The following is a 20,584-nucleotide window of genomic DNA, read 5'->3' on the forward strand; positions in this document are numbered from 1 at the left end:
TATAATCGATAGCTTTTTCTTATTTACATACCAATCTGAAATAGAAGCAATACTTTCATAATCCATTCTTAGTTAAACACCTAGCATACTCGGCATTTCAACTACCTGTTTTAAATGTTGGTTTAGGTCAAGTTCCATTTTATCTTTCAATTCTTCTGATGTATAGACTTTTATTTCATTTAGTCGAAAAACGTTTTCCTTCCTATTTATATTACATACTATACTCAACTGCCTACACTTTCACTTCGTTTAGAAGAGAAAATTCCTAAATAAAGATTTCTCTGGAATTCTAATTTATTAGACCATCTTCACAGTCCATGCAGTTAGAAACCTTATCGCTTCATTCTTTAATTTGAGACTTTGTCCAAATAATTTTCCATATATTAATCAATTCTAGCTACCTTTACTAGCTGTTTATTTTAATGAGAAGATTCCTTCGTTCTTATTAGATTTGAAACCCAGGATACTGTTTATTTTTTGAAAAAAAGTGTATTTGCATCCGCAATGTTGCAAATAGACGACTGAATCGCAATACTATCCACTTCTTTTTGCAAAATAAACACTTTCTTCATGGCAGAAAGTTTATGAAAGCATATACCATATGTCAAACCTTTCCCTGTATCTTTGTATACGTTATCCCAAAGAGAATAGAAAGTGATTGACTATAACATGTAAATAGCTAACTATTTTATTAGTTACCAGTGCCTGTGCTTAATTTGGTTAGATACAAAATTTAGATACTTTATTGCGCCTCATTTCTTTCACCTCCATTTCGATATAGGTCTATTATACACCAAACGTACATTCGGTATATAGTACCACTTTATGTACGTGGAAAAATTAATATGGTTCCTGTCATCTCTTGTCCGAAACAAACTCATCTTCTCCTACTTACTTCGCGTTCTTTGAGGAATGCATAAAAATAGCCCATCAAATAATACAATGGGCCATTTTTATAAAACTTTTTTAATTCTATTTTTCTTAATATAAAGTATTACGCTATTCATTGTACTTCTTTCAGTTTGTTTACCTAAATAATAGTTATACCAAAATTGCTTTTCCTTCTAATGTTCTCCTGATTTTCTCAGCAACCGTGCCCAATGATATCCATATCATCAACTAGTTAAGAAATTCTATCTTGATATCTCTTCGTCCAAAGTCATTCATTCTGTCAGCATCTGTCATATAAATGTCTACTATGTTTCCTTTTATAGCACCACCTCGATCTTCGACAGTGTAAATTCCATTAATATATGGATAAGAATCACATGTAATTCTTACTCTTGTTCCCATTGGAACCGAGCGATCCATTGCAATCATACCTGGTTGTATTGTCTTACCTGAAGCTGTTATACCTGTAACTCCTGGCTCGTTTAATGTATAAGCAGTACCAATCCCCATAATCGTTTTAGAAACACTAGTATCTTTAGCAGTAGGAGGATCAGATTTGTCTGATGATGTTTTTTCAGGCATCACTGGCCTGGCAGATTCCTTCGCTTCGCGCAATTGCTTAGCTAAATCTGCATTCTCTGCTTGAAGTTTCTGATTCTCTTCTTGAGACTGATGTTTCCCCTCATTCATAGCTTCGTTTTCATTTTTTATTTCTTCTAATTCAATAGAAAGCTGTTCTGTATTAGCTGCAATTTGTTTTTTTTGTTCTTCTAATACTTTGTTGTTTTCATTCGCGGTTTTTAATTCTAGGACAGTTTGTTTATGGTTTTTCTCTAAGGATTTCACTTCTTTGTTTAACTCTTGAATCTCATAAAATTGAAATCCTACACCGCTAGCCACTACGGTTGCTGCCGTGACTTTTAAACAGTTCTGTATTATTTTTCCCTTTTTGATTTTTGTTTTCATTTTGGATCAAGTCCTCTCATTATTATATTTCTGTTGTTACAGTAGTGAGAAGGTTAGAAGTTTTTATAGAGAAGTAAAATAAAAAAGAGCCCTCCTAAAAGAACGGACTCTTTATACATTATTTTTATTCTTTAACTTCAGGAAACTCTTTCTTTTCGAACCACTGATGACGGCAAGCACGCTTTAAGCATGTATACTTAATCCTTGTTTTCCATTCATCTTTATATGCACGAGGATTTTGACACTCCGGGCATGTATTCTCGACGTAACGTTCTTTGTATGTATTCCCCTTTGTCTTATGACCTCTTGACTGTGCATTATATGATACGATTTGTTTGTTCTCCATATAAACTACCTCATCCCTATGCAAAATTTGTAACAGTTGTTTTACCTTAAAAATCATTTACACCATAATATAAAATGTCCAAACAGAATATAAGCACTTACACTTGATTTTACAAGTCTTTATTGTATTTTTTTATTATTTTGATATTCTAAAAAATCATAGAGGATTGAAAGCCGCTTTCCTTCGAGGATTTGAACGAGTTTAAAATCATTTTTCACTGCCTCTACATTATAAATATCTCCAATAATGAAATGCTCGATATCTTCCATTATTGTGGCTAATTCCTTATGAGCAGTGCCGAATTTATCTTCAAAGTCTTTTGCAAACAGAATTGGAAATGAAGCATAAATTCGATTAAATTCATTAATCATATAACGATGAATATACAGCATATACTCCTTCATTTCCCGAATTTCTTGTAAACCAATAGATACAGCCCTTGATTCTTGTTCTCTATTAATAGGAGGTAATGGCATTTCACCTACAAACTCTTCCAACTTTTCATCTTTAATGGAAGGAGAAATATACCCCTCAGTTGATTTTTCCCTATCTTCATGCGATAAGATTTTTTTCCCTTCTGCTCTTAACAAGACCTCTTGTAATTTATCTCTCGATTGATAAATCACCGCATCATTCTCTTCTTTGTTGTTTTCTAGTAGTTCACCAAATGTTTTTTCAAATATATTTGATTTATCTTTGTTTGACATTTTATTTACTACTCCCTTGTTATATGAATAAGTATGGTGAATTCGGCTTCTTTCAGTAATATTATTAAAACCTACTACTCTTCCAACTGAACCTTGTCTAAAAATTATAAGCACATGGACATCTTTTTTAGATAGACATTCCCGCTTACATTTATTATAAAATTATCCCGTGGATATAATTACTGGTACCACTTAATTTTCCCATATTATACATAAAAAAACTAATTAAATTAGAATGAAGATTCTATGACATTTTATTTATTTACAAATAAATCTGATTATTATCTATAAAAAGAAAGCCATCATCATAAAGATGCCTGCCCTCTTCATTAATTATTTATTGCCACCACCAAGAAATACTACTAGTAATAGACATCTTAGTTGCAGCCATTGAAAGATTAAACATCATTTTTTTGAGCATTCGTTTTTACCTCCTTAATTGTTTTGTCAAACTGTTTTTCTGTCCGTTCTTTTCTTATGGAAAATATTAAAAGTAGAATAAATACTAAAGTTGAGCTAATAGTTAAAAATATTAAATTCAAATCAGTACCTTTTACATGTGTCATAAACATTGAAGCAGGTAGAACAATTGCCGCAACAAGAGAAATTCCTATCACTATATATTTCTCATATTTAAAACGTATTTTTTCGAAATCAAATTTAAAAGTCCACTCTTGAGAATAAAGAACAAATGCTAATAAAGCATAGCTAAAACCAGATGTAATATCCATTGCATAATTCCTCCAAATATGCTCTTTCAATTCAGAAGGACTAAAAAATCCAAGTGAAGCAAATATGATCATAATTTGAATAATAAGAGGTATAATGACACCTCCTGCAACAGTCACTACAAGTGCCCAAATAATAGAAAGCTTCTCTATAGCAGCTAAATAAAGGAAAGTTATCAGCATTCCTATAATCGGTACTAAATAACCAATACCTTCTTGTTTATTAAAGTAGATGGAGTAATTAATAATACTAGTCAAAAATGAAAGTAGAGAAATTATCGTAATGTTTCGATGGAACCTTAAACAGAATATAGCGCACATAATTGCATAACTGCCAATTCCCAAAATTGTTTGAGATAAAATAAACCAACCCAAGTTTGCTGAATTCAAATTTTTCACCCCTAAGATATAAAAACATATGCATTACACTCTAATAATTTTGCCATACTCCATTTTAAGATACCAATTAACTTTACATAAACATTCAATGAAATCATTGTCATCTTTCTAAACATTCTCACTAATTTATCCTTTCATTTTCCTCTTGGATTTTCTTATTTCTTGATTGAATGATCTCACTAGATAAATAAAGTAGATATTTTTCATCAAAACGAAATAACGGAGTGGGGTTAATTTTCTCAAAACACTTCAAATGTATATTTAAAAACAAATACTTAGGATTAATAATTATTTTTTAAAATGTGTATTTATAGCCTTTTTATCTTTTACCATTAAGTAATCCCTGGTTTTAAATCTCTATTTTTCTACACGACATTCCCAGCCGTTTGCTTTTCTTTCTGGTTTCTAATTTCTAGCCCCTTCCTTTAGTATTCTTATAAAGCTGAATCTATTTACATAATTGCAAATTGCTACATTCTCATATTCGCCATTTGTTTCTTACTACACTTATGCAACAAGACCCAACTCCTGATCACAACGAGTGGTATACTTGTAGTTGGTAACATCATCTTTCGGACCAGTGATAGTAACAACTCTAGATTTGTAACAAACAGCTTGGTATCTAGATGTTACTAATATATAATGATTTTTAACCTTAGAAGGTTTGCGGTATTTTACATCACGAGCAAGATCTCGATTAATTTGCATTACAACACGTTTCTTAGAAGCAGTTCTTTTTCCAACACGTTGCTTATACCTCCTGACGGCATGTTCTGTAATTATCATCTTGAGCTTCCCCTTTCGGTTATACAAAAATATTTTCTATCTAATTGATTTTCTATTAAATTTTCTTCACAACTCTCAACTTCTTCAAATGGATTTAACGCCTAACTTTCGCATTTATTATAGTTGGTGGCTACAATTTAAATGCTGTATTTTCATTTGGTAATGTAAGTACTCATAAATGCAAATCCCCCCTATTCACAACTCTCAATAGAAACGTAAGCAGTTAATTTGAAAACGTCAATAAGTCGGTAAAAAAATAAGACGAGCATTTAAGCCCGTCTTACAAGATGACATTATTCCTTAAGTTCTTTTGTCTTTGACGTTACCTTGTTATCATTTATCAATGTCAGCACCGATGCGATAAATGTAACAACAGCAGCAACTTCTGCTTCACCTAATACAGGTAAAGGTTGATAGCCTTTAGAAGTCAAATACTGATTCAACCAAGCTAGTACAAAGACAATAATTCGAATTAATGCCCCCTTATTATCCTCCATTAAAACATCTTTAAACATATGCAACACCCCAAAAAAAGAAGATATGGTACTTAATCACCATAACGAATTACAGAGATTAGAGCCATATCCTACTTTTTCTTCTCCCAACTTAAATCACATTTACAAAATCATGTTCTTAAGGGAGAGTAAACAAGTTCTATTATTGTTGCTATTTAGGTTTCACTCATTGGTGCATACGATTATCATAATTTACCTTAACCACATATCCAAGTTCTACAATTTTTAAATCCACTATTTTTCTCAAGGCTAGTAGGAATTTTTAATTACTCTTAAGCTTCTATTAACTTATGAACTATATCCTCTGATACAGCTTCATCCCCTAATTTGAAATCCCTCTTTCAAACATCTCTTTAGAGTATTAATCGAGGGATTTCAATGTAGCGGTTTTTAATATTGCTGTTGTTAATAATTTTAGGAGGCCAGGTTAGACCCTTTCTTGTTCCTTATAATCATGATTAACTGGTAAATTTAAACTTGTATACATATATAAACCAAACAAGTGACTTACAAACATCTTAACCCTAGTACATTTACCTTTCTCCTTACTTTAGTTAAGGGTATTAACTCTAAAAAAAGGGAGCCTCTTTCAAGGAGCTCTTGAACTAATTGGCTAAGACTTAGCAATCATTCATGATGTTTGAAAATTGCTCCGGAGTCGTATGCTTAGAAATAGCGCGGATAAGACATGATAAGTTAGGTTGTTGTTTTGCAGCAAACACTGCTTGATCAATTACTTCCATATACCCTTTCCCTTTACACATACAGCAAAATCCTTTCTCCGTAATACCGGTGCTATCACACCATGAACATGAACGATTCTTTAGCATAGCTAACCCTTCCTTTCAAAAAATATATACTGAACGAATGGTCGTAATCCTCACTTTTTTTATAATAGAAATGTATTTTAGTTGACCATTCCGAACTGTCTAACATAGGAAAGTATGAATCTACTTCATTGTGTGTATTATGAATGCGCGTAGAATAAAGATGAGAAACTATTGGTAGGAACAATTTATAAGTTTGCTGACTAACAATAACAACAAAATCTTTATCCTTTAATTGTTCACCCCTAAATTGAATATAATCAAATCCTCCAAAAACAAATTTTACATCTATTAAATAGAAATAATCTATTTTCAAAGGTATTGGCTTCTCTTATAGGAAGTACTGTATTAAATCAATCTTTAATGTTTTGTGACTGAGTAAAAAAATTTTTATAATTCATAATAAATTTATCTTTCTTTGTTGATATGAAATGGGTCATATCATCTTTTAATCGACAAAACATTCTATTATCAAAACCAAAACTTATTAATTACACACATTAATTTTGCAATATTCATTTATTATCCTTCCCCGTTTCGTATTTTGTAACAAGTTCCTGTGCACGCAATAGAATTTCCACATCTTCATACAACTCAAACTGTTTTACGGGGTCCTTTTCATCCTTAGCACGTTTTTCCACCTTTTCAACAAGGCTTCCAAGATTAAAAGTTTGTTCTTGTTTCATGACTTGTTTAGTTACATATTCATACTCTTCTATTAAACAGTTGGATATTTGTTCTACAGATTTTTCATGCGATAAAGTTTGTCTATAAGAATTATAAAGGGTCATCGTAAATTGATGGAGCCCTTGTTTTAACTCCGACCGTAACCTTCTCTGATCACTCATATAATCACCTCCACCAATAAATAACCTACTTTAAAATGGTAAATCATCATCACTGATATTTATGTCACCAGTGAACATTTCAAAGTTATTTTGTTGTTGATTACTATTATTATCAAAGGTAAAAAATACAATGTTATTTGCGCGTAATTCCCAGTACGTAGTTTTATCCTTCTTAGAAGATTTCATTTTACCGATTACTTGCACAACAGAACCTTTCTTTTGGTATCTTTGTACCTTTTCACCCATTTTCCCCCAAACAGATACATTAAAGAAATCAGTAGTTTTTTTATCTCCATACCCATCATCTACTGCTACAGCAAAACGACAAACTGTCTTTTCACCATACGTATTACTCTCAGGATCACGAGTTAAGCGACCTGTAATTGTAATAATTTGATGCATAATAAATTACCTCCAACTAATGTTTAATTAATTTGGTAAAAATGTTTCATTTGCCACATGGTCATGAAGCTGTTTTAACAACAGAAATACAGCCAATTTAGTGGAGATTTTACTTTTCTTTAAAATCCTGTATAAAAACTTTACTTCTATTTATGACACGTGAAGATTACATTTCTCCCCAATTTTTCTCTATAAGTTTATTAAAAGGAGATTGTTGATAGTTTATTTACTATCTTTTTGAAAGAAGTACCTACATATTTCTATTAAAATATGATTATCATTAGTAGTGTCATGATTTATGAAAATAGAAGTACTTCTTAAACATTTCATGTTATAGTAAAATGTTTTTAATGAAACAACATCAAACTGCTTTTATGAGTTGTTAATAAATAACTCCTCTCAAAACGTAAGCACTTAAAAATTAAAAATCAAGGTAAAAAAAGAGCTTTCCCACGTAGTTTTTTTCTACACAAGTAAACTCTTTACATTAGGCGTATATATTATTTTAAATATATCTAATCTGTTAATAGTACGAGCGAGAGAATAATCATAAGTTACCAGAAAGAACAGGTTACAAAATCGCGTAAACCTTACCAACTACTACCCACCTAGCTAGTAATCCTCTTCGACCATTAGTATATCTATCTGTAGTATTATCGTTACATTAGTTACCTAGTACTAATTCATAACCTAGCCAATAAATAATTATTGTATTTCTAGTCTTATAACCCCTGGGGACTAAGTTGCTTAAAAATGTTTTCAACTAATATCAAACTCCTTTTCGTTTTATTAAAAACAAACGACCCAAACGGTATTTTAATCCGTGCTACCGCATAGGCTATGCAGAGCTATAGAACTATAATTTTTTAAAATGACAAACTTGAACCTGTAACTCTATGTGTGTAAGATAAGCGCTCTAACAGCTAAGCGAAAGAGAAATAATATTTAAAATCATAAGTACTTCTCTTTTATTTTCCGGTATTTATTTTTTATATTTAAATTAAGGGCTCCTACCACTCCCCTAATCTAGTATTGAATACTAGGGTCTTCTTCCTCACAGCGAAGACCATCCTAAAATCTATTAATTTAATTTTAAATATATTTGCTGGATTATTAATAAAACCCTATAATCAAATAAAGTCAATAATAACTTTTAAATTATCTAAATAAAAAAGCAGACACAACATGTGCCTACTTTTTTGGAAATTAATATCTTGTTAGATTTGCATAAGATAGAGAAACCCAACCATCATGCACTCTCGCCCATCCATCACTAATATCGTAAATATTCCACGTTTCTCCATTAAGGATAGTACGAATAATATCCCCATCTGTAGAAGATTGTGTACGAACGTTTAGATTTGCAGTAGTTGTAATTTTCCCAATTGGATCACGTTTTCCAGCTAAATTTTCTGGATTTCCATTAGAACTTCCTGCAGGAGTAAACTTAACATAAGCAGGACCTGCTGACACCCACTGGTTTCCTCCAACATTGTATAGACCATTAGATAGTCCCCAAGTTTGATACATTTCACCTTTTTTCACTGTCTTAACAACTCGTGAATCAAAGCTAGCAAATTCCCTTACATTAAGTTCTGGAACAAGAATCTCAACAACACCAATACCATCTGAAGATGGGGGTTGAGTTACTGGTGGTGCTATAGTTGCATCCGTACCAGTAAGTTCAGCTTGTACTGCTGCTAAGAAACTATTCCAGCGCCCTTCATCTAAGATACGGTGTGGGCAATTCTTAACTGCTCTAGAATTACCGTTTCGAACACCAATCTCTGTCCAACTCTTATGAGTACGCACACGATCAATTCCCCATCCGCGTTCTCGTAACAGTTGAGCGACGAATTTAATTGCTAAACTTTCAGCTTTTTCGTATCTTGGACCACCAGACAACGAGTAACAGATTTCAACACCGATAGATTTTCGGTTTCCATTCCCACCGCCATCTCCACAATGCCAAGCATTACGATTAACTGGAATACCCTGTATAACTTCAATATCATCTACTGCAAAATGAAATGAAACCTCATTGTTATTTCCAATCATGTAATTTATTTCATTTTTTGCAGGAGCATCATTATACGTATTATGCACTGTAATATACTCTGCGTTCATAGAATAAGGAGCTTTGATTGGATATTTACTTGCAGCCACAAGATTTTGTATAACTGGAATGGCCATAGTCGTACACCTCCGTATAGATTAAAATGCACGACTAAATTAACCACTTCCTATGTTTAGTTCAAGGTTAAACTTAATCTACTTTATTGAGCGCTCCTAAATGAAGAGAACTGATATGTCTATTTTTTTCTGTACCGCACTGTTTTTACCATTTGTCTACTACACTATTTCCAGAAAATAAGGGTAGCCTTTTCCATCCTATATTCTCTTTAATACCAGGCTATTAAGCTAAACCTGCTACTACCTTATCTTCTACCACCTCAAAGGATAGTTTAAAGCCTTCTTCTTCAACTAAATAAGTAGCAAGTTCACTTAGGATATATGCTGTGTATTCGTGCTTGTACTCTACAGACTCTTTAAAACCTAACATATTTGCCTTTTTATAAAAAACAGAAGAAAATAGAATTTCGTAAACCTTAATTCCACTAGGGTCTAAGCAGACTGTTTGACTAGCAGCTCCGTCTTCAATAATTTCGTTAACAACTTCATCAAGGATACTTTTTATTTTTCCCTCAGTAGTCTTAGCAGGTCTTTGTTGTTCTACTTGATTTTTAATATTTGCAGCAAAATCTTCTTTGGTATTCACTTCAGATTGAGCCTTTATATCTTCTACAAGTTTTTTGAAAGCAGCTTGTTCCTTGATGAAAGCTGCAAGATTAGCCTTTGGTTCTAATTTCATGTAAGGAATCATTACTGAAGAATCCATATCTACTTTCGCTACTTGTTCACGAATTTGTTTAGAAAGTTGTTGAGTTGAAATTTGAGAAGCTAATAAGCTAGCAAGAATTGGTTCTTGTATTGTTTTCTCTTCAGATTCAATTCCTACAATAGATAAGAGTTCTGTCAATAATGGATCAGTGAAAATACGAGAAATTACTTCGTTTATCCCTGCATGAGTTTCATTACCTTGTGGGTGTGAATTTAATACTGTTTTAAATTCTATTACCTCTCTTGGAGATGTTTCTAATAAAGCCTTTGCTACAGATTCAATGTATTCTTTAGCTAATGTTTTTTGCATAGTTAAAATCCTCCTGTATTGTCTTAGTTTGCTTAGTTATTTGTTACTCGATTTATATAGCGTTCGCTATCTGCAATTTCAAAAATATGAAAATCCACTCTAATTAAGAGGTGTTCATTAGTGTTTAAGAAATCTTCTTTTGTTTTTAATGTAATGCAATCTAATGTATAATTCCTCTAACTAGAAAACCAGATACGTGAGGAACAACTACATCTGGTACTGCATCCAGAACACTACCTTCTACCGGTCCTAATTCTTCTGTTGTCAATCTGTTCATATTCCTTTTGAATTCTTTAAGACTACAGACTGTATTTTATGAAGTGCATCAGCCCACCTCATCTTACCTCTTATTTTGAGTCGCTTTAAGAGGATTCGACGTTATATTTTTTTGCATGTACAAACAAAACCATTTGAGAACAAAAAGTCAATAGGTCAGAAGAAAATTGTACACTTGTAATTTTCATTAAATCAATAAGACGTTATCCAACGCTTTATTCTGGTAATAATTTAATTTCTCTCACTAACACACGAAAAGGTTCAAATCCATGTGAAACAATAATATCTGTATTTGCCTTTGATTTGAATTTACAATCTCTTTTTAAGGCAAACATTTTCCCACTCGCAATTACAACATCACCTTTTTTAGCACTGAGTTTCTGCCATAAAGTTACTGGTACCACAATTAATAGCTCACCAAAACCATCATTAAGTGTTACATAGACAATATTAGCACCCGCAGTATCACTTAGATTATTCATGTTTACAATACTCTGAATCTGTCCACCACAAACAATTTCCTTCTCCTGCATTCCACTAGATTTTAAATTGTAGGAGAATTCGCTAATATGAGATTGTAGTCTCTTCATTAGTTTTGCTGCTTCTAACACCTCCGTATTAGTATCTACTAGTACATCTAGTTCGTTATTTACATAAATTTCTTTTAGTATATTTGTCATTTGAAAAATCCTTTATCACATAGTTTTTTGTTTTTTCAATAGATTAGATTATATTTTTATAGAGGAATACAGTAGAATCCACTAAAAATAAAAAAAAGACCACTGATTCGAGAAGTCAATTCTCATTCAATCAAAACAGGTCCTTTACAATCTATTACTCCAATTAATAACTTCAAATATGCATTGAAAATTGCGAACAAATGCTAAATATGTCTTATTAATCAAGTATGTAATTACAGTCTACTTACTACATTAGTCAATCCCTCAATCACAGCAAGTTCGTTACTACACTTAATATGTCCCGAAGTACCACATGTTCTTTTGCCATTGAAATATTTTCTAACATCCGTTTTACCCTGCCAATAATAAAGACCTAATACTTCCTATTAGGTAATGATTTCAATTCTGTATAGATAATTAGAAAACCTTCACATACTAAGGATTGGTTAAAATCTTTATTGACAATACAATGCAAAAGAATATTGCAATTGTTTCTAAAAACTTGGTATATTCTTCAAGAATTCGCCATACTAATCTTCACACTTAACTTGTCCCTTATGAATTCTTAATGTATGTAATGTTATATAACTAACAAGGTGATTAATTATATCTTTAACCCTACTAGTATTAGGAATACACTAAAATATTTTAGTTAAGTCGAAATTTTTTTAAAATTACTACATATGATTAGTAACTTTTATATTCAACTAGCTTCCTCGTACTCGATTTGTGCTTCTGGTTTTAAGTACATCTTCCGTTGTTCTTGCTTTCTTAAATGTCGTGGAAGGAACATCTTCGTACCGTTTAACCCAAATGCAATCCTATTCCAGTCTGTCAAGATAGTTGTTTTTAGCAACTTCGGATTTTGAAGAATGACATTGTATGCTTCACGTAACGTTAAGTCATCAAGATCAATCCCTTGTTCAGTAAGAAAATCAATTGTACTACCACGTTGAGTTAATAAGTCATCTAAACCGTTGTCTGTTAACGCTAACAAAGCTTTGAACTCGGTAAAAGTAAAACGATCTCGTACAATATGTTTATTTGTCGCCATTAAATCGTACTTGGCTAATTTTTCTGCAACCCTTTCTCCTTCTGCACTGTTAATTGTATAAATAGTAATATTAAGGCTTTTCAAAAATAATTCCTCCTAATGTTTTCTTAATGTAGGTAACATAAACACTTGATTTAAAAAATGCTAGTAATTTTATCAAAAGCACCACTTCATTTCAGAAAAAAATTGTAAACTTTAAAAACACAAGAAAAGTAGGAGCTTTAGCCCCTACTTAATTACAAAAACCATATCTCACTTAATTTTCCTATCTTTCAGATAAATGACATTATCGACATATTTCATTCATGTAACAAATAAAAATATATCCTATTTTGTTGAATAAACACTAGATTAACAAAGTTAATATTGTTTTTTAGTTAAAATAACATTTTTGTCATTAAATAACTAAAGTTAGTATTTGTAAAAAAGGTGATTGCAATCGCTATTTGTCCCTTGTATGATAAAACCAAGAAAAATAAACATCATTAAATCCGATTTGTCAATACCTTTTCGAGACATTTCATAAAAATTAACCTAAAAAATAGGCTGCGATGTTCGCCACATCGAGCCTAGGACAAAATTTAAAAGTAAGAACACTTATATTTTCGTTTTGAGTCTAAAATTGGAATGCGTAAATTAATATTTCAATTTGTATTTGTTCTATTATGAAAATCTATCATCTTTAATAATACAAAGATACTGCTCTTTATCTTTTTAATCTTTTGTCCTTTGCAAACTATTATACTACCAATGAATCTGGAGGCTTTTTTATGTTAAAAAAGAGAATTAATATAAAAGATATACCAAACGAAGAGTTCTATAAACTACCCAAAGTTTTCATTTGGAAAAAACAATATCGTGAGAATTTAAGTATCGGTGCGAAATTACTATACATGTTAATAAGAGATCGATTTAATTTATCTATATATACAACACAAATTTCAGTTGATAACGGAAACGACACGCCTGCCTTCGTAGATGAAAAAGGTGATATTTATTGTATTTTAGATAATCAAGAAATCGAATTCTCATTAAATATTTCAAACAAAACTGTTACGAAGTTCATGGAAGAGCTTATAGCTGAAGAACTTGTATCCACAGAATCAGTAGATGGAGGCGCTAATCGAATCTACTTGAATGAACCCGATCCTAGTGGAGCGTCATTAGCACATTTCCTAGGTGAAAAAGAATACTACAAACATGTTAAGATGCGTAAGAAAAAGAAGAAAGAACCATTAAAAACATTAGAAGAGTGTATAGCTACTGCCATAGATAAATACGGTGTAAAAAAAGTAGATAAGAAAAATTCCGGTACTAGGGAAGGAGAAATCCCGGTACCTAGTGACGGAAAAAGTACACCCCTTAGTGAGGAGAAAACTCCACCCCTAGGGGAGGAAAAAGTACATCCTAATAATATTTATTCTAGTTATCTTGACCTTAGTGAGATTTATCCCAACGAGAATGATACATATCCAAATAAATCTTCTAAAACAAAAATAGATGAAGAACCAATAGAAGAACTTAAAAATAATATTGTTTTACAAAAGAATAATTATGCCTTATTAAATCCTATCCTTGAACAAGTTGGGATCTGTCCCGATCTAAAGGCAATTAATGTTGTGAAGAAAATACTTGCAGAAGCTGGAATTACAACATTCCACAAGGTAGATGTATTAAATGCAATAGGTAAACATGCTATGAACGTCAAAAAGTATTTATCCCAAGGCGAAGTAATTGAATATGAACCTGCATTTTTCGCTAATAATCTTGTAGACCGTATTAGAGAGAATACTCTTAAGCGTCAAAACGAAGTAAAAAAACTGAAAAAGATAGAAAACCAACAAACCCATGAAACCACTTTTCATTTTTCTTCTTACAATTGGCTTGAAGCAAATTAAAAAAGGGTTCAGTTGCAAAAAACATTTGATAGAAATATAGACCCAATAAAGCCTATTTAATGACAGATTATGACGCACTTCCAAATAACTTATGTATGAACCTAACTTCATTTTAAATAGATTTCACCTATAAGTTAAGTTGGCTTTCATTACTTGCGTAACTTCAACGCCGTTCAATATACAAGTGGCTATTTCATACATCTTAAATTTCAAATCAGAACATACACATTTCTTAATGAAACAGAGGTCCTTTTCACTATATTATTATAATATCTAACTTTAATTATTTATATACTTTTCTCTCCTCTAAACTCATGAATTGCTATAGGAAGAGTTCTTGTTCTATAGCAATTCAACAGTTGAGAAAATAAAAAGACACTTTTTCACAATCTTTAAGTAAAATTCTGTATTTTAGACATACGTAAATGGAATTTCTCTTAGTGCATCTTTTATGAAGTCACTGGAAGTTGCTCCGTTAATTTATTATTCCTCATTCAATTTTAAATACATTTTTAAAGCCTGCATTTCAAAATCGAACTTTCGCTCTTCATCAGAACAAAATATTATCTTTCCTTTATGTATAATTTGGAGCTAATGAACTGTTGAACTTTTTGATAAATCAACATATCAATATCTATATGAATCATATCTACCAACTCCTGAACTCATAAAACGTTTAAAAATTCCTAAAGTTATGTCTCTTAAATATGCTATATCAATATCATTATCTCTCCACTACTTTTTTATTGTTAGGGATTTTACCCCTTTGTTACATATTCTTTTTAACAAAAAAATTAATTTTAAAAAATTTTTTAAACCTCTTTATAAAAGAACTAATGTTCGTGTATAATAAGAACTAATGTTCTTTTGTTTTTAAAAAGAATTACAATGTACAATTATTTAATCCTACTGAATAGGGTCATCTTAGATGTCGATTTTCACATTTTTTATCATTTTAACCAAGATGATTCCTTCTAAAGAATGCAACGATAAGGCTTCTAACCGCAAGAACTGTGGAACTAGCCTAATAAATTAGAGTTCGATAGAACTCTTTACTTAGGAATTCCTTCTTCTAAACGAAGTAAAAATGAGATAGTTCAAATCAGCAATATACTGGCGAAACCATTCGTAGCACAAACATATCCTTAACAAACCTACTTCAAGAAGGAGAAGAACAAATTTCACTTTTTGATAATATCACGCAAAGAGAACAAGAAATAAAGCTAACGAAAGTAACGGATGAAATACGCACAAAATTTGGAGAGAATAGCATATTAAGAGGAATTTCGTATACAAATAATGCAACAGCAAGATACAGAAACACACTGTTAGGGGGACACAAAGCATGAACAACGCTAATATGCAACAAGGCCGAGGAATGGTAAAATGGGCGCAATTCGCCGGAATTCGTGAAATGATCAAAGAGAAAAATAAAGTAGCATCTCCCATTTTAACCTCTGAAGAAAAGGAACTGATTAAGAACATGCTTTTATGTTCCTTATTGTCCGAAGAAGAAATACTAATTACATATTATGAAGGCGGCTATTTACTTACTAACTATATGACCATCATCGATATAGATCCGCTAAATAGCGCTATCATATGTACGGATGCTTTTTATAATAAGTTGACACTACAATTTTCGGATATACTGGATGTAAAATAGAATAGATTTAAACGTTTGTATTGTTATAAAGGAGTGTATAAAATGCAAGGGAATCAGATAAAAAAGAATGCAGCAAGAACAGTTATTCATAATGATATAAATAACTATCCCTATTTAAATATACCTATGATTATCAATGAGAATGATGGAATAATTTACGAGGTTTTAAGCGCTGGTTTTCATAATAATGATGCAGTAGCAATGATAACAACTGACGGTTTCACTACAAATAGGGTAAATACACCAATCGTAACAGTAAAAAACGATGATAGTAGTATCCAAGTATTCCGTTTACCTTTAGAATTGGATGATTGGGTGCTTTTATGTATGCGCGCTGCTTCAATAGGAAAAAATCCGTTCCCATGTAAAGTTGCTTTTGGAATCATTGATACTAAATGTCATGTGGAATTCAAGTAAAAAAGGAGTAAATTAATTTGTTCCTTTTATAATTTTTGGGACATTTATTTTTCTTAAGTTGATGGGCATGTAGCGGTATCCCTCAATATTAAATTTCAAATGCATGAAAATGAGAAAAAGTTTTAAATAATTTATATACAAATGAAATAATCCAGCGAGAGTATCAAACTGTATACAATTTGCCTTTTCACACTAAAAAATGATACTAAGGTCATTGAAAGGCACCTCAGGGTGTCTTTTTCTTAATTCTAATCCGCAGTAACAAATTCATATTTTTTATACAAAAAACGGAAAAAATATTTTATAATTCTATTTAGATTAATATTGCGTTTTTGATATAAAACTTATAGAAAAATGGCGGTGATTGATTTTATGTTTAATATTTCAAAGGGTGCGATGATAGATACAATAAACAATATGATTTACAACATTGCTCTTTATGTCTTTGTATTTATTATTTGCATGTGGATTTTAGTATGTATTGTTCGATTATTTGTAAGGGGATTATCTAGAGTAATACCTATAACGTATACACCTCCATTGCAATCTAAAGGAAATGGAAAAAGAAAACAAAATAAAAAAAGGAGTGCGTCTTATAGAGTTCAATCAGTTGGAAAGAAAGCAAATACAAATAAAGTTGTAAATTCTGATTTGGATGATGAAGATGATTTTAACAACTATTATGACGACTACAGTTCCCCTAGCTATTATAGCTCTTCTAATAGTTCAAGTTCCGAAAGTTCATATAGTAACTCCAATTATAACAGCACTTCTAGTTACAAAAATGAAGATTCCTCTAAGTATGATAGTCCTTCTTATAATTCTAGTTATAATAGTAACTCAGATGAAAATGATTATTAATAATATACGAACTTGCATGATAGTGCATAATCTATTTGTCATAGAAATGCACACATCCATGTATTCAAAATATATTAAATTGCAACAATCATTTTGGTTAGGAATCTTATCCATAACATTAAACTTAAGATGGTTACATACGGAGAAAGGCGCCTTTGGTGTCTTTTCTTTGTATAGATCAGTACCAAGCTTCTAATATATTACGTAAGAACTTGACGCTATTTTAAATGGCTCAAAAAATAGACAATGATTTTCACTTCCAACTTCACAAAACAATTTCCCCTTTTTAATTTTCTCTATTTGACGATGTTCATGCAAATTGAATCATTCTATCCACTAAACAAGAAATAATTCTCCAAGAGCTGAATATATCAATCAATAAAGCAATTTTTCATATAATTGATTTCTTGTTTCATCTAAACCTATATCCTTAGACCTCTACGCTTGAAGTATCCTTTACGGATAAAACATTCCTTCACTACTACGTCAATTAAATCTTTTCTTGCTGCAGTAGTTTTTCTAATTCATGAAGAAATGTATGAGTTTTCTCAACATCCTTTAAGATATCCTCTAGGTTCTCATTTGCTACAAAATCTCTAATAGAATGGTTAAAAACCATTAAACTACCATATCTATGCTCTATTTCTTTAAACCACACTTCTTTTTCCAAAAGCTTAAAATTTTTACGAATGACTTTTTCCCTTTTTGAAGGGATGGACATAAAGAGTCCTCCTAATACATCACCGATTACATCTCCCATGTGAAAACCTCCCTTTTATATATTGTAACATTTAGAAAAAAACAATATATAGTAGTATTTCCAATACACTTCAAATAACGGTTCGTTACCAATTAGAGTGAACGGTAGAACTTGCGTTATGGTTTTTTTCTTATCTCGACAGAATACGACATCACCATTTACCTTAATTTGGTATAATCATCTGTGGAATTTTACAATTTTCAAAATGGAGGAATTAAACATGTTCAAAAAGTTGAGTACCATTGCATTAGGAAGTGCTTTAGCGATGAGTCTAGTTGCTTGTGATGATTCGTCAAACAAAGCTTCTACAGAAAAGAAAGATGAACCAAAACAAGAGGCTAAGAAAGAAGCAAAACAAGACCAAAAACAAGAAACGAAAAAGGACGATAAAAAGAAGATAACGGTTGCCGATGTGGATACTATTAAAACTGGTGATCCTGTAACTGGTGAAGGTGGAGATAAATACGAGGATCTAGTTGCTAAATATGGCGAACCTGACATCAAATCTGATTCTACAAGTAAAAATGTAAAAACGTATACTGCTAGTTGGAGTAAAAATGCAAAAGGTGGCACAGGAGCTAATTTCACCGTTAGTTTCATTGAAAAAGATGGTCAAAAGTTAGCAGTAAGTAAAACTCAAATAGGGATGGAGTAAATCCTAGTCATAGAAATCATGGTTATGAGGAAACTTCTAAATCGTGATAAAACAAGCACTCGAATGGGTGCTTGTTTTATCATTTGAAAGTAATGAATCACCGGAAATTCCCGCTTATTAACAAACGATTTATTCTTCTTACATTTACCACCAGACAAAAAACATGTAGTACCCTGTATTTTACGTACTGGAAAAGCAATTTCATAGATACATCCTTTTCAACTTGATATGCTCTGTTCTCATAATATAATTCCGTACTAGATATCTCTGTTTTAGATTCTATATATATAACTTGATCCTTTTAATGATTAAATATTGAATCCCGTTTTATTTTCACAAAGTTGTAATGGCACAACCCCCATTCAACTAATTTTTATATATTTTTAGGTTTAGTAGGCAGAAATAACAATTAAAAATAAATTAAAATTGAAAGAGATGATACAAATTATGTTTAAAAATGAGGAAGAGCTGCAAAAAGCTTTTGAAGCAGCAAAGGCGACCTTAGCAATTGAGGGATTGACTGTTACAAAGGAAATGGAGAAAGTCATAAAGGATAAGTTACGGAGAAAGATTACTATGGAGGAATTAATCCGTTTAGCAGATGATATTGCCAGACGCAAATAAATAATCTTTTACTTTAAAATCTGTAACCTTGATACCCGCTTTTCACAAAATTAATAATAAAACCATTTTGGAAAGAGATTCAACAAAATGGTTTTTTAACTCTTAAATGAGCCTTACACTTTATAATAACTCTCTTGGAATTCGTACGGTGAGATTTTCGTATTTTAGAGATAGTATTTTAGAAAAAGTAATAGTGGAAATTATACCACTTAAGACAAGTTTTATTAAATTACGTATGCAACAACAATGCCAATCTTTTTTCAAAAGGAAGGTTGGCATAAACCCCCATCCCCTCACACCTTACTTTCTCTTAACAACAAACAAAACGCCACCCAATCCGCAGTAGCGCTTACAACAATTCCTATACATTTAATCAAAACTATTGATTCTCATATCATTTATTTCTTTGCTTCCATACCCCATTCTCTCTACGAAAAATATTCTTTCCATTCATGAAGTCAGCTGTATTACCAGGAATGCTATATTTCTTATTCTTTTTCTTAGCCTTCTTCTTCAGCCTCTTCTCTTCTTGAACAGCTTGCAGATCAGCCTTCCATTATTTCAACAAATCCTTTTCACGTCGCATCGAATTTGTGCCTCTCAGACTAAAATATGAATCCAATAATTAGGTGCTTTCTATTTATATACTCTTTTTAACCAAATGTTCATTTTGTTTACATACACGTTTAATGTGTATTTTCTATATAACAAAGAAATAATCACCTGCTATGGACGTTTTCCTTATCTAGACCTAGACCTGTGCAACTATATAAATCAACTAGGGTCTATGTGGAACCTGAATTCCCATTCTTTAAATTTCCCTGGACACAACTCGTGTAGCATCTTATATGGACTATTTTTCCAACACCTATCTAATGAGGTTCTTGCCCCTTGATTAATTATCCATCTTCTACAAATGAACATCATATTTTTATAAATAAAATATTTTTAAAATTATCCCTAACACAAGGAATATAGATACTTATTTTACTTTCAAAGGCTGAAACATAAACATAACTGCATAACTACTGAAAATAAACATAAAATAGACGTTCTACTCCAAATGG

21 protein-coding genes and 4 pseudogenes are annotated in these 20,584 nt (G+C 31.5%); 7 read left to right on the forward strand and 18 right to left on the reverse strand.

The genetic code is table 11. The features are described 5' to 3' along the window. Positions 1-438: 438 nt before the first annotated feature. The 15 genes and pseudogenes from DN401_RS30315 to DN401_RS23505 all read right to left on the reverse strand — a co-directional run. Positions 439-702, reverse strand: a pseudogene (locus DN401_RS30315) (hypothetical protein); the annotation flags it as partial. A 417-nt stretch (positions 703-1,119) separates the two neighbouring features. Continuing rightward, entirely contained in the window at positions 1,120-1,791 is a 672-nt protein-coding gene (locus DN401_RS23435) for a 3D domain-containing protein (protein ID WP_227069121.1), read from the reverse strand. 190 nt (positions 1,792-1,981) lie between these two features. Beyond that, a complete protein-coding gene (locus tag DN401_RS23440) occupies positions 1,982-2,203 on the reverse strand; it encodes a zinc ribbon domain-containing protein (RefSeq protein ID WP_000428645.1) in 222 nt (73 codons plus the stop codon). Between the two features lie 119 nt (positions 2,204-2,322). Continuing rightward, a complete protein-coding gene (locus DN401_RS23445; RefSeq protein WP_225989754.1) occupies positions 2,323-3,024 on the reverse strand; it encodes a hypothetical protein in 702 nt (233 codons plus the stop codon). Between the two features lie 284 nt (positions 3,025-3,308). Continuing rightward, complete coding sequence (locus DN401_RS23450) at positions 3,309-4,037, reverse strand: hypothetical protein (RefSeq protein WP_225989755.1); 729 nt, start codon at positions 4,035-4,037, stop codon at positions 3,309-3,311. Between the two features lie 507 nt (positions 4,038-4,544). Beyond that, entirely contained in the window at positions 4,545-4,823 is a 279-nt protein-coding gene (locus tag DN401_RS23455) for a hypothetical protein (RefSeq protein WP_000587333.1), read from the reverse strand. A 293-nt stretch (positions 4,824-5,116) separates the two neighbouring features. Continuing rightward, on the reverse strand, positions 5,117-5,320 hold the full coding sequence (locus DN401_RS23460) for a phage holin (protein WP_232305170.1): 204 nt from the start codon (positions 5,318-5,320) through the stop codon (positions 5,117-5,119). A 638-nt stretch (positions 5,321-5,958) separates the two neighbouring features. Further along, entirely contained in the window at positions 5,959-6,168 is a 210-nt protein-coding gene (locus DN401_RS23465) for a hypothetical protein (protein ID WP_000916955.1), read from the reverse strand. Then, positions 6,137-6,481: a dihydrofolate reductase gene (locus DN401_RS30515; protein ID WP_370512986.1), complete on the reverse strand. Its 345-nt coding sequence runs from the start codon at positions 6,479-6,481 to the stop codon at positions 6,137-6,139. The genes DN401_RS23465 and DN401_RS30515 overlap by 32 nt, the downstream gene beginning before the upstream one ends. 199 nt (positions 6,482-6,680) lie before the next feature. Then, positions 6,681-7,013, reverse strand: a complete 333-nt coding sequence (locus DN401_RS23475; protein ID WP_001283602.1) for a hypothetical protein — start codon at positions 7,011-7,013, stop codon at positions 6,681-6,683. A gap of 30 nt (positions 7,014-7,043) precedes the next feature. Next, the gene (locus tag DN401_RS23480) at positions 7,044-7,415 is read right to left on the reverse strand and encodes a single-stranded DNA-binding protein (RefSeq protein ID WP_000553952.1); all 372 of its coding nucleotides are present in this window, start codon (positions 7,413-7,415) and stop codon (positions 7,044-7,046) included. A gap of 1,206 nt (positions 7,416-8,621) precedes the next feature. Continuing rightward, the gene (locus tag DN401_RS23485; RefSeq protein WP_149287974.1) at positions 8,622-9,608 is read right to left on the reverse strand and encodes an N-acetylmuramoyl-L-alanine amidase; all 987 of its coding nucleotides are present in this window, start codon (positions 9,606-9,608) and stop codon (positions 8,622-8,624) included. 223 nt (positions 9,609-9,831) lie between these two features. Beyond that, positions 9,832-10,626, reverse strand: a complete 795-nt coding sequence (locus DN401_RS23490) for a hypothetical protein (RefSeq protein ID WP_001172955.1) — start codon at positions 10,624-10,626, stop codon at positions 9,832-9,834. Positions 10,627-11,117: 491 nt separating this feature from the next. After that, the gene (locus DN401_RS23500) at positions 11,118-11,582 is read right to left on the reverse strand and encodes a hypothetical protein (protein WP_000181810.1); all 465 of its coding nucleotides are present in this window, start codon (positions 11,580-11,582) and stop codon (positions 11,118-11,120) included. Positions 11,583-12,285: 703 nt separating this feature from the next. Then, positions 12,286-12,720: an ArsC/Spx/MgsR family protein gene (locus DN401_RS23505; protein ID WP_000838805.1), complete on the reverse strand. Its 435-nt coding sequence runs from the start codon at positions 12,718-12,720 to the stop codon at positions 12,286-12,288. Between the two features lie 686 nt (positions 12,721-13,406). Here DN401_RS23505 and DN401_RS23510 point away from each other — a divergent pair. Next, positions 13,407-14,534, forward strand: a complete 1,128-nt coding sequence (locus tag DN401_RS23510) for a replication initiator protein A (protein ID WP_000914744.1) — start codon at positions 13,407-13,409, stop codon at positions 14,532-14,534. A gap of 483 nt (positions 14,535-15,017) precedes the next feature. Here DN401_RS23510 and mntA read toward each other — a convergent pair. Further along, a pseudogene (gene mntA / locus DN401_RS30325) lies at positions 15,018-15,263 on the reverse strand (type VII toxin-antitoxin system MntA family adenylyltransferase antitoxin); the annotation flags it as partial. 371 nt (positions 15,264-15,634) lie between these two features. On the opposite strand from mntA, the pseudogene DN401_RS23515 reads away from it, so the two are divergent. From DN401_RS23515 to DN401_RS23530, 4 genes and pseudogenes are all read left to right on the forward strand, one after another. Next, positions 15,635-15,883: pseudogene (locus DN401_RS23515) on the forward strand (Y-family DNA polymerase); the annotation flags it as partial. Further along, positions 15,880-16,200, forward strand: coding sequence for a YolD-like family protein (locus DN401_RS23520; protein WP_001057826.1), 321 nt, complete (start codon positions 15,880-15,882; stop codon positions 16,198-16,200). The pseudogene DN401_RS23515 and the gene DN401_RS23520, both read left to right, overlap by 4 nt. Before the next feature lie 42 nt (positions 16,201-16,242). Beyond that, a complete protein-coding gene (locus DN401_RS23525; protein WP_149287975.1) occupies positions 16,243-16,617 on the forward strand; it encodes a hypothetical protein in 375 nt (124 codons plus the stop codon). A gap of 372 nt (positions 16,618-16,989) precedes the next feature. Beyond that, positions 16,990-17,478, forward strand: coding sequence for a hypothetical protein (locus DN401_RS23530; RefSeq protein ID WP_002204721.1), 489 nt, complete (start codon positions 16,990-16,992; stop codon positions 17,476-17,478). 490 nt (positions 17,479-17,968) lie between these two features. Here DN401_RS23530 and DN401_RS23535 read toward each other — a convergent pair whose 3' ends face one another. Continuing rightward, on the reverse strand, positions 17,969-18,238 hold the full coding sequence (locus tag DN401_RS23535) for a hypothetical protein (RefSeq protein ID WP_000503057.1): 270 nt from the start codon (positions 18,236-18,238) through the stop codon (positions 17,969-17,971). Positions 18,239-18,458: 220 nt separating this feature from the next. On the opposite strand from DN401_RS23535, the gene DN401_RS23540 reads away from it, so the two are divergent. Together DN401_RS23540 and DN401_RS29945 are read left to right on the forward strand one after the other, a co-directional pair. Further along, on the forward strand, positions 18,459-18,893 hold the full coding sequence (locus DN401_RS23540; protein ID WP_000473787.1) for a hypothetical protein: 435 nt from the start codon (positions 18,459-18,461) through the stop codon (positions 18,891-18,893). Positions 18,894-19,340: 447 nt separating this feature from the next. Further along, entirely contained in the window at positions 19,341-19,517 is a 177-nt protein-coding gene (locus DN401_RS29945) for a hypothetical protein (RefSeq protein ID WP_000475744.1), read from the forward strand. Between the two features lie 801 nt (positions 19,518-20,318). Here the strand turns inward: DN401_RS29945 and DN401_RS30600 are convergent. Then, positions 20,319-20,429, reverse strand: a pseudogene (locus DN401_RS30600) (DUF4046 domain-containing protein); the annotation flags it as partial. Positions 20,430-20,584 lie beyond the last annotated feature (155 nt).

The sequence above is a fragment of the Bacillus sp. BF2-3 genome (genome assembly GCF_008368795.1).
Taxonomy (GTDB): Bacteria; Bacillota; Bacilli; order Bacillales; family Bacillaceae_G; genus Bacillus_A; species Bacillus_A cereus.

Bases quoted from the DNA above. Each gene is read 5' to 3' on its own strand.
- DN401_RS23440 (WP_000428645.1), bottom strand. From the start codon at position 2,203: ATGGAGAACAAACAAATCGTATCATATAATGCACAGTCAAGAGGTCAT.
- DN401_RS23455 (WP_000587333.1), bottom strand. From the start codon at position 4,823: ATGATAATTACAGAACATGCCGTCAGGAGGTATAAGCAACGTGTTGGA.
- DN401_RS23460 (WP_232305170.1), bottom strand. From the start codon at position 5,320: ATGGAGGATAATAAGGGGGCATTAATTCGAATTATTGTCTTTGTACTA.
- DN401_RS23465 (WP_000916955.1), bottom strand. From the start codon at position 6,168: ATGCTAAAGAATCGTTCATGTTCATGGTGTGATAGCACCGGTATTACG.
- DN401_RS23475 (WP_001283602.1), bottom strand. From the start codon at position 7,013: ATGAGTGATCAGAGAAGGTTACGGTCGGAGTTAAAACAAGGGCTCCAT.
- DN401_RS23480 (WP_000553952.1), bottom strand. From the start codon at position 7,415: ATGCATCAAATTATTACAATTACAGGTCGCTTAACTCGTGATCCTGAG.
- DN401_RS23485 (WP_149287974.1), bottom strand. From the start codon at position 9,608: ATGGCCATTCCAGTTATACAAAATCTTGTGGCTGCAAGTAAATATCCA.
- DN401_RS23490 (WP_001172955.1), bottom strand. From the start codon at position 10,626: ATGCAAAAAACATTAGCTAAAGAATACATTGAATCTGTAGCAAAGGCT.
- DN401_RS23500 (WP_000181810.1), bottom strand. From the start codon at position 11,582: ATGACAAATATACTAAAAGAAATTTATGTAAATAACGAACTAGATGTA.
- DN401_RS23510 (WP_000914744.1), top strand. From the start codon at position 13,407: ATGTTAAAAAAGAGAATTAATATAAAAGATATACCAAACGAAGAGTTC.
- DN401_RS23520 (WP_001057826.1), top strand. From the start codon at position 15,880: ATGAACAACGCTAATATGCAACAAGGCCGAGGAATGGTAAAATGGGCG.
- DN401_RS23525 (WP_149287975.1), top strand. From the start codon at position 16,243: ATGCAAGGGAATCAGATAAAAAAGAATGCAGCAAGAACAGTTATTCAT.
- DN401_RS23530 (WP_002204721.1), top strand. From the start codon at position 16,990: ATGTTTAATATTTCAAAGGGTGCGATGATAGATACAATAAACAATATG.
- DN401_RS23535 (WP_000503057.1), bottom strand. From the start codon at position 18,238: ATGGGAGATGTAATCGGTGATGTATTAGGAGGACTCTTTATGTCCATC.
- DN401_RS23540 (WP_000473787.1), top strand. From the start codon at position 18,459: ATGTTCAAAAAGTTGAGTACCATTGCATTAGGAAGTGCTTTAGCGATG.
- DN401_RS29945 (WP_000475744.1), top strand. From the start codon at position 19,341: ATGTTTAAAAATGAGGAAGAGCTGCAAAAAGCTTTTGAAGCAGCAAAG.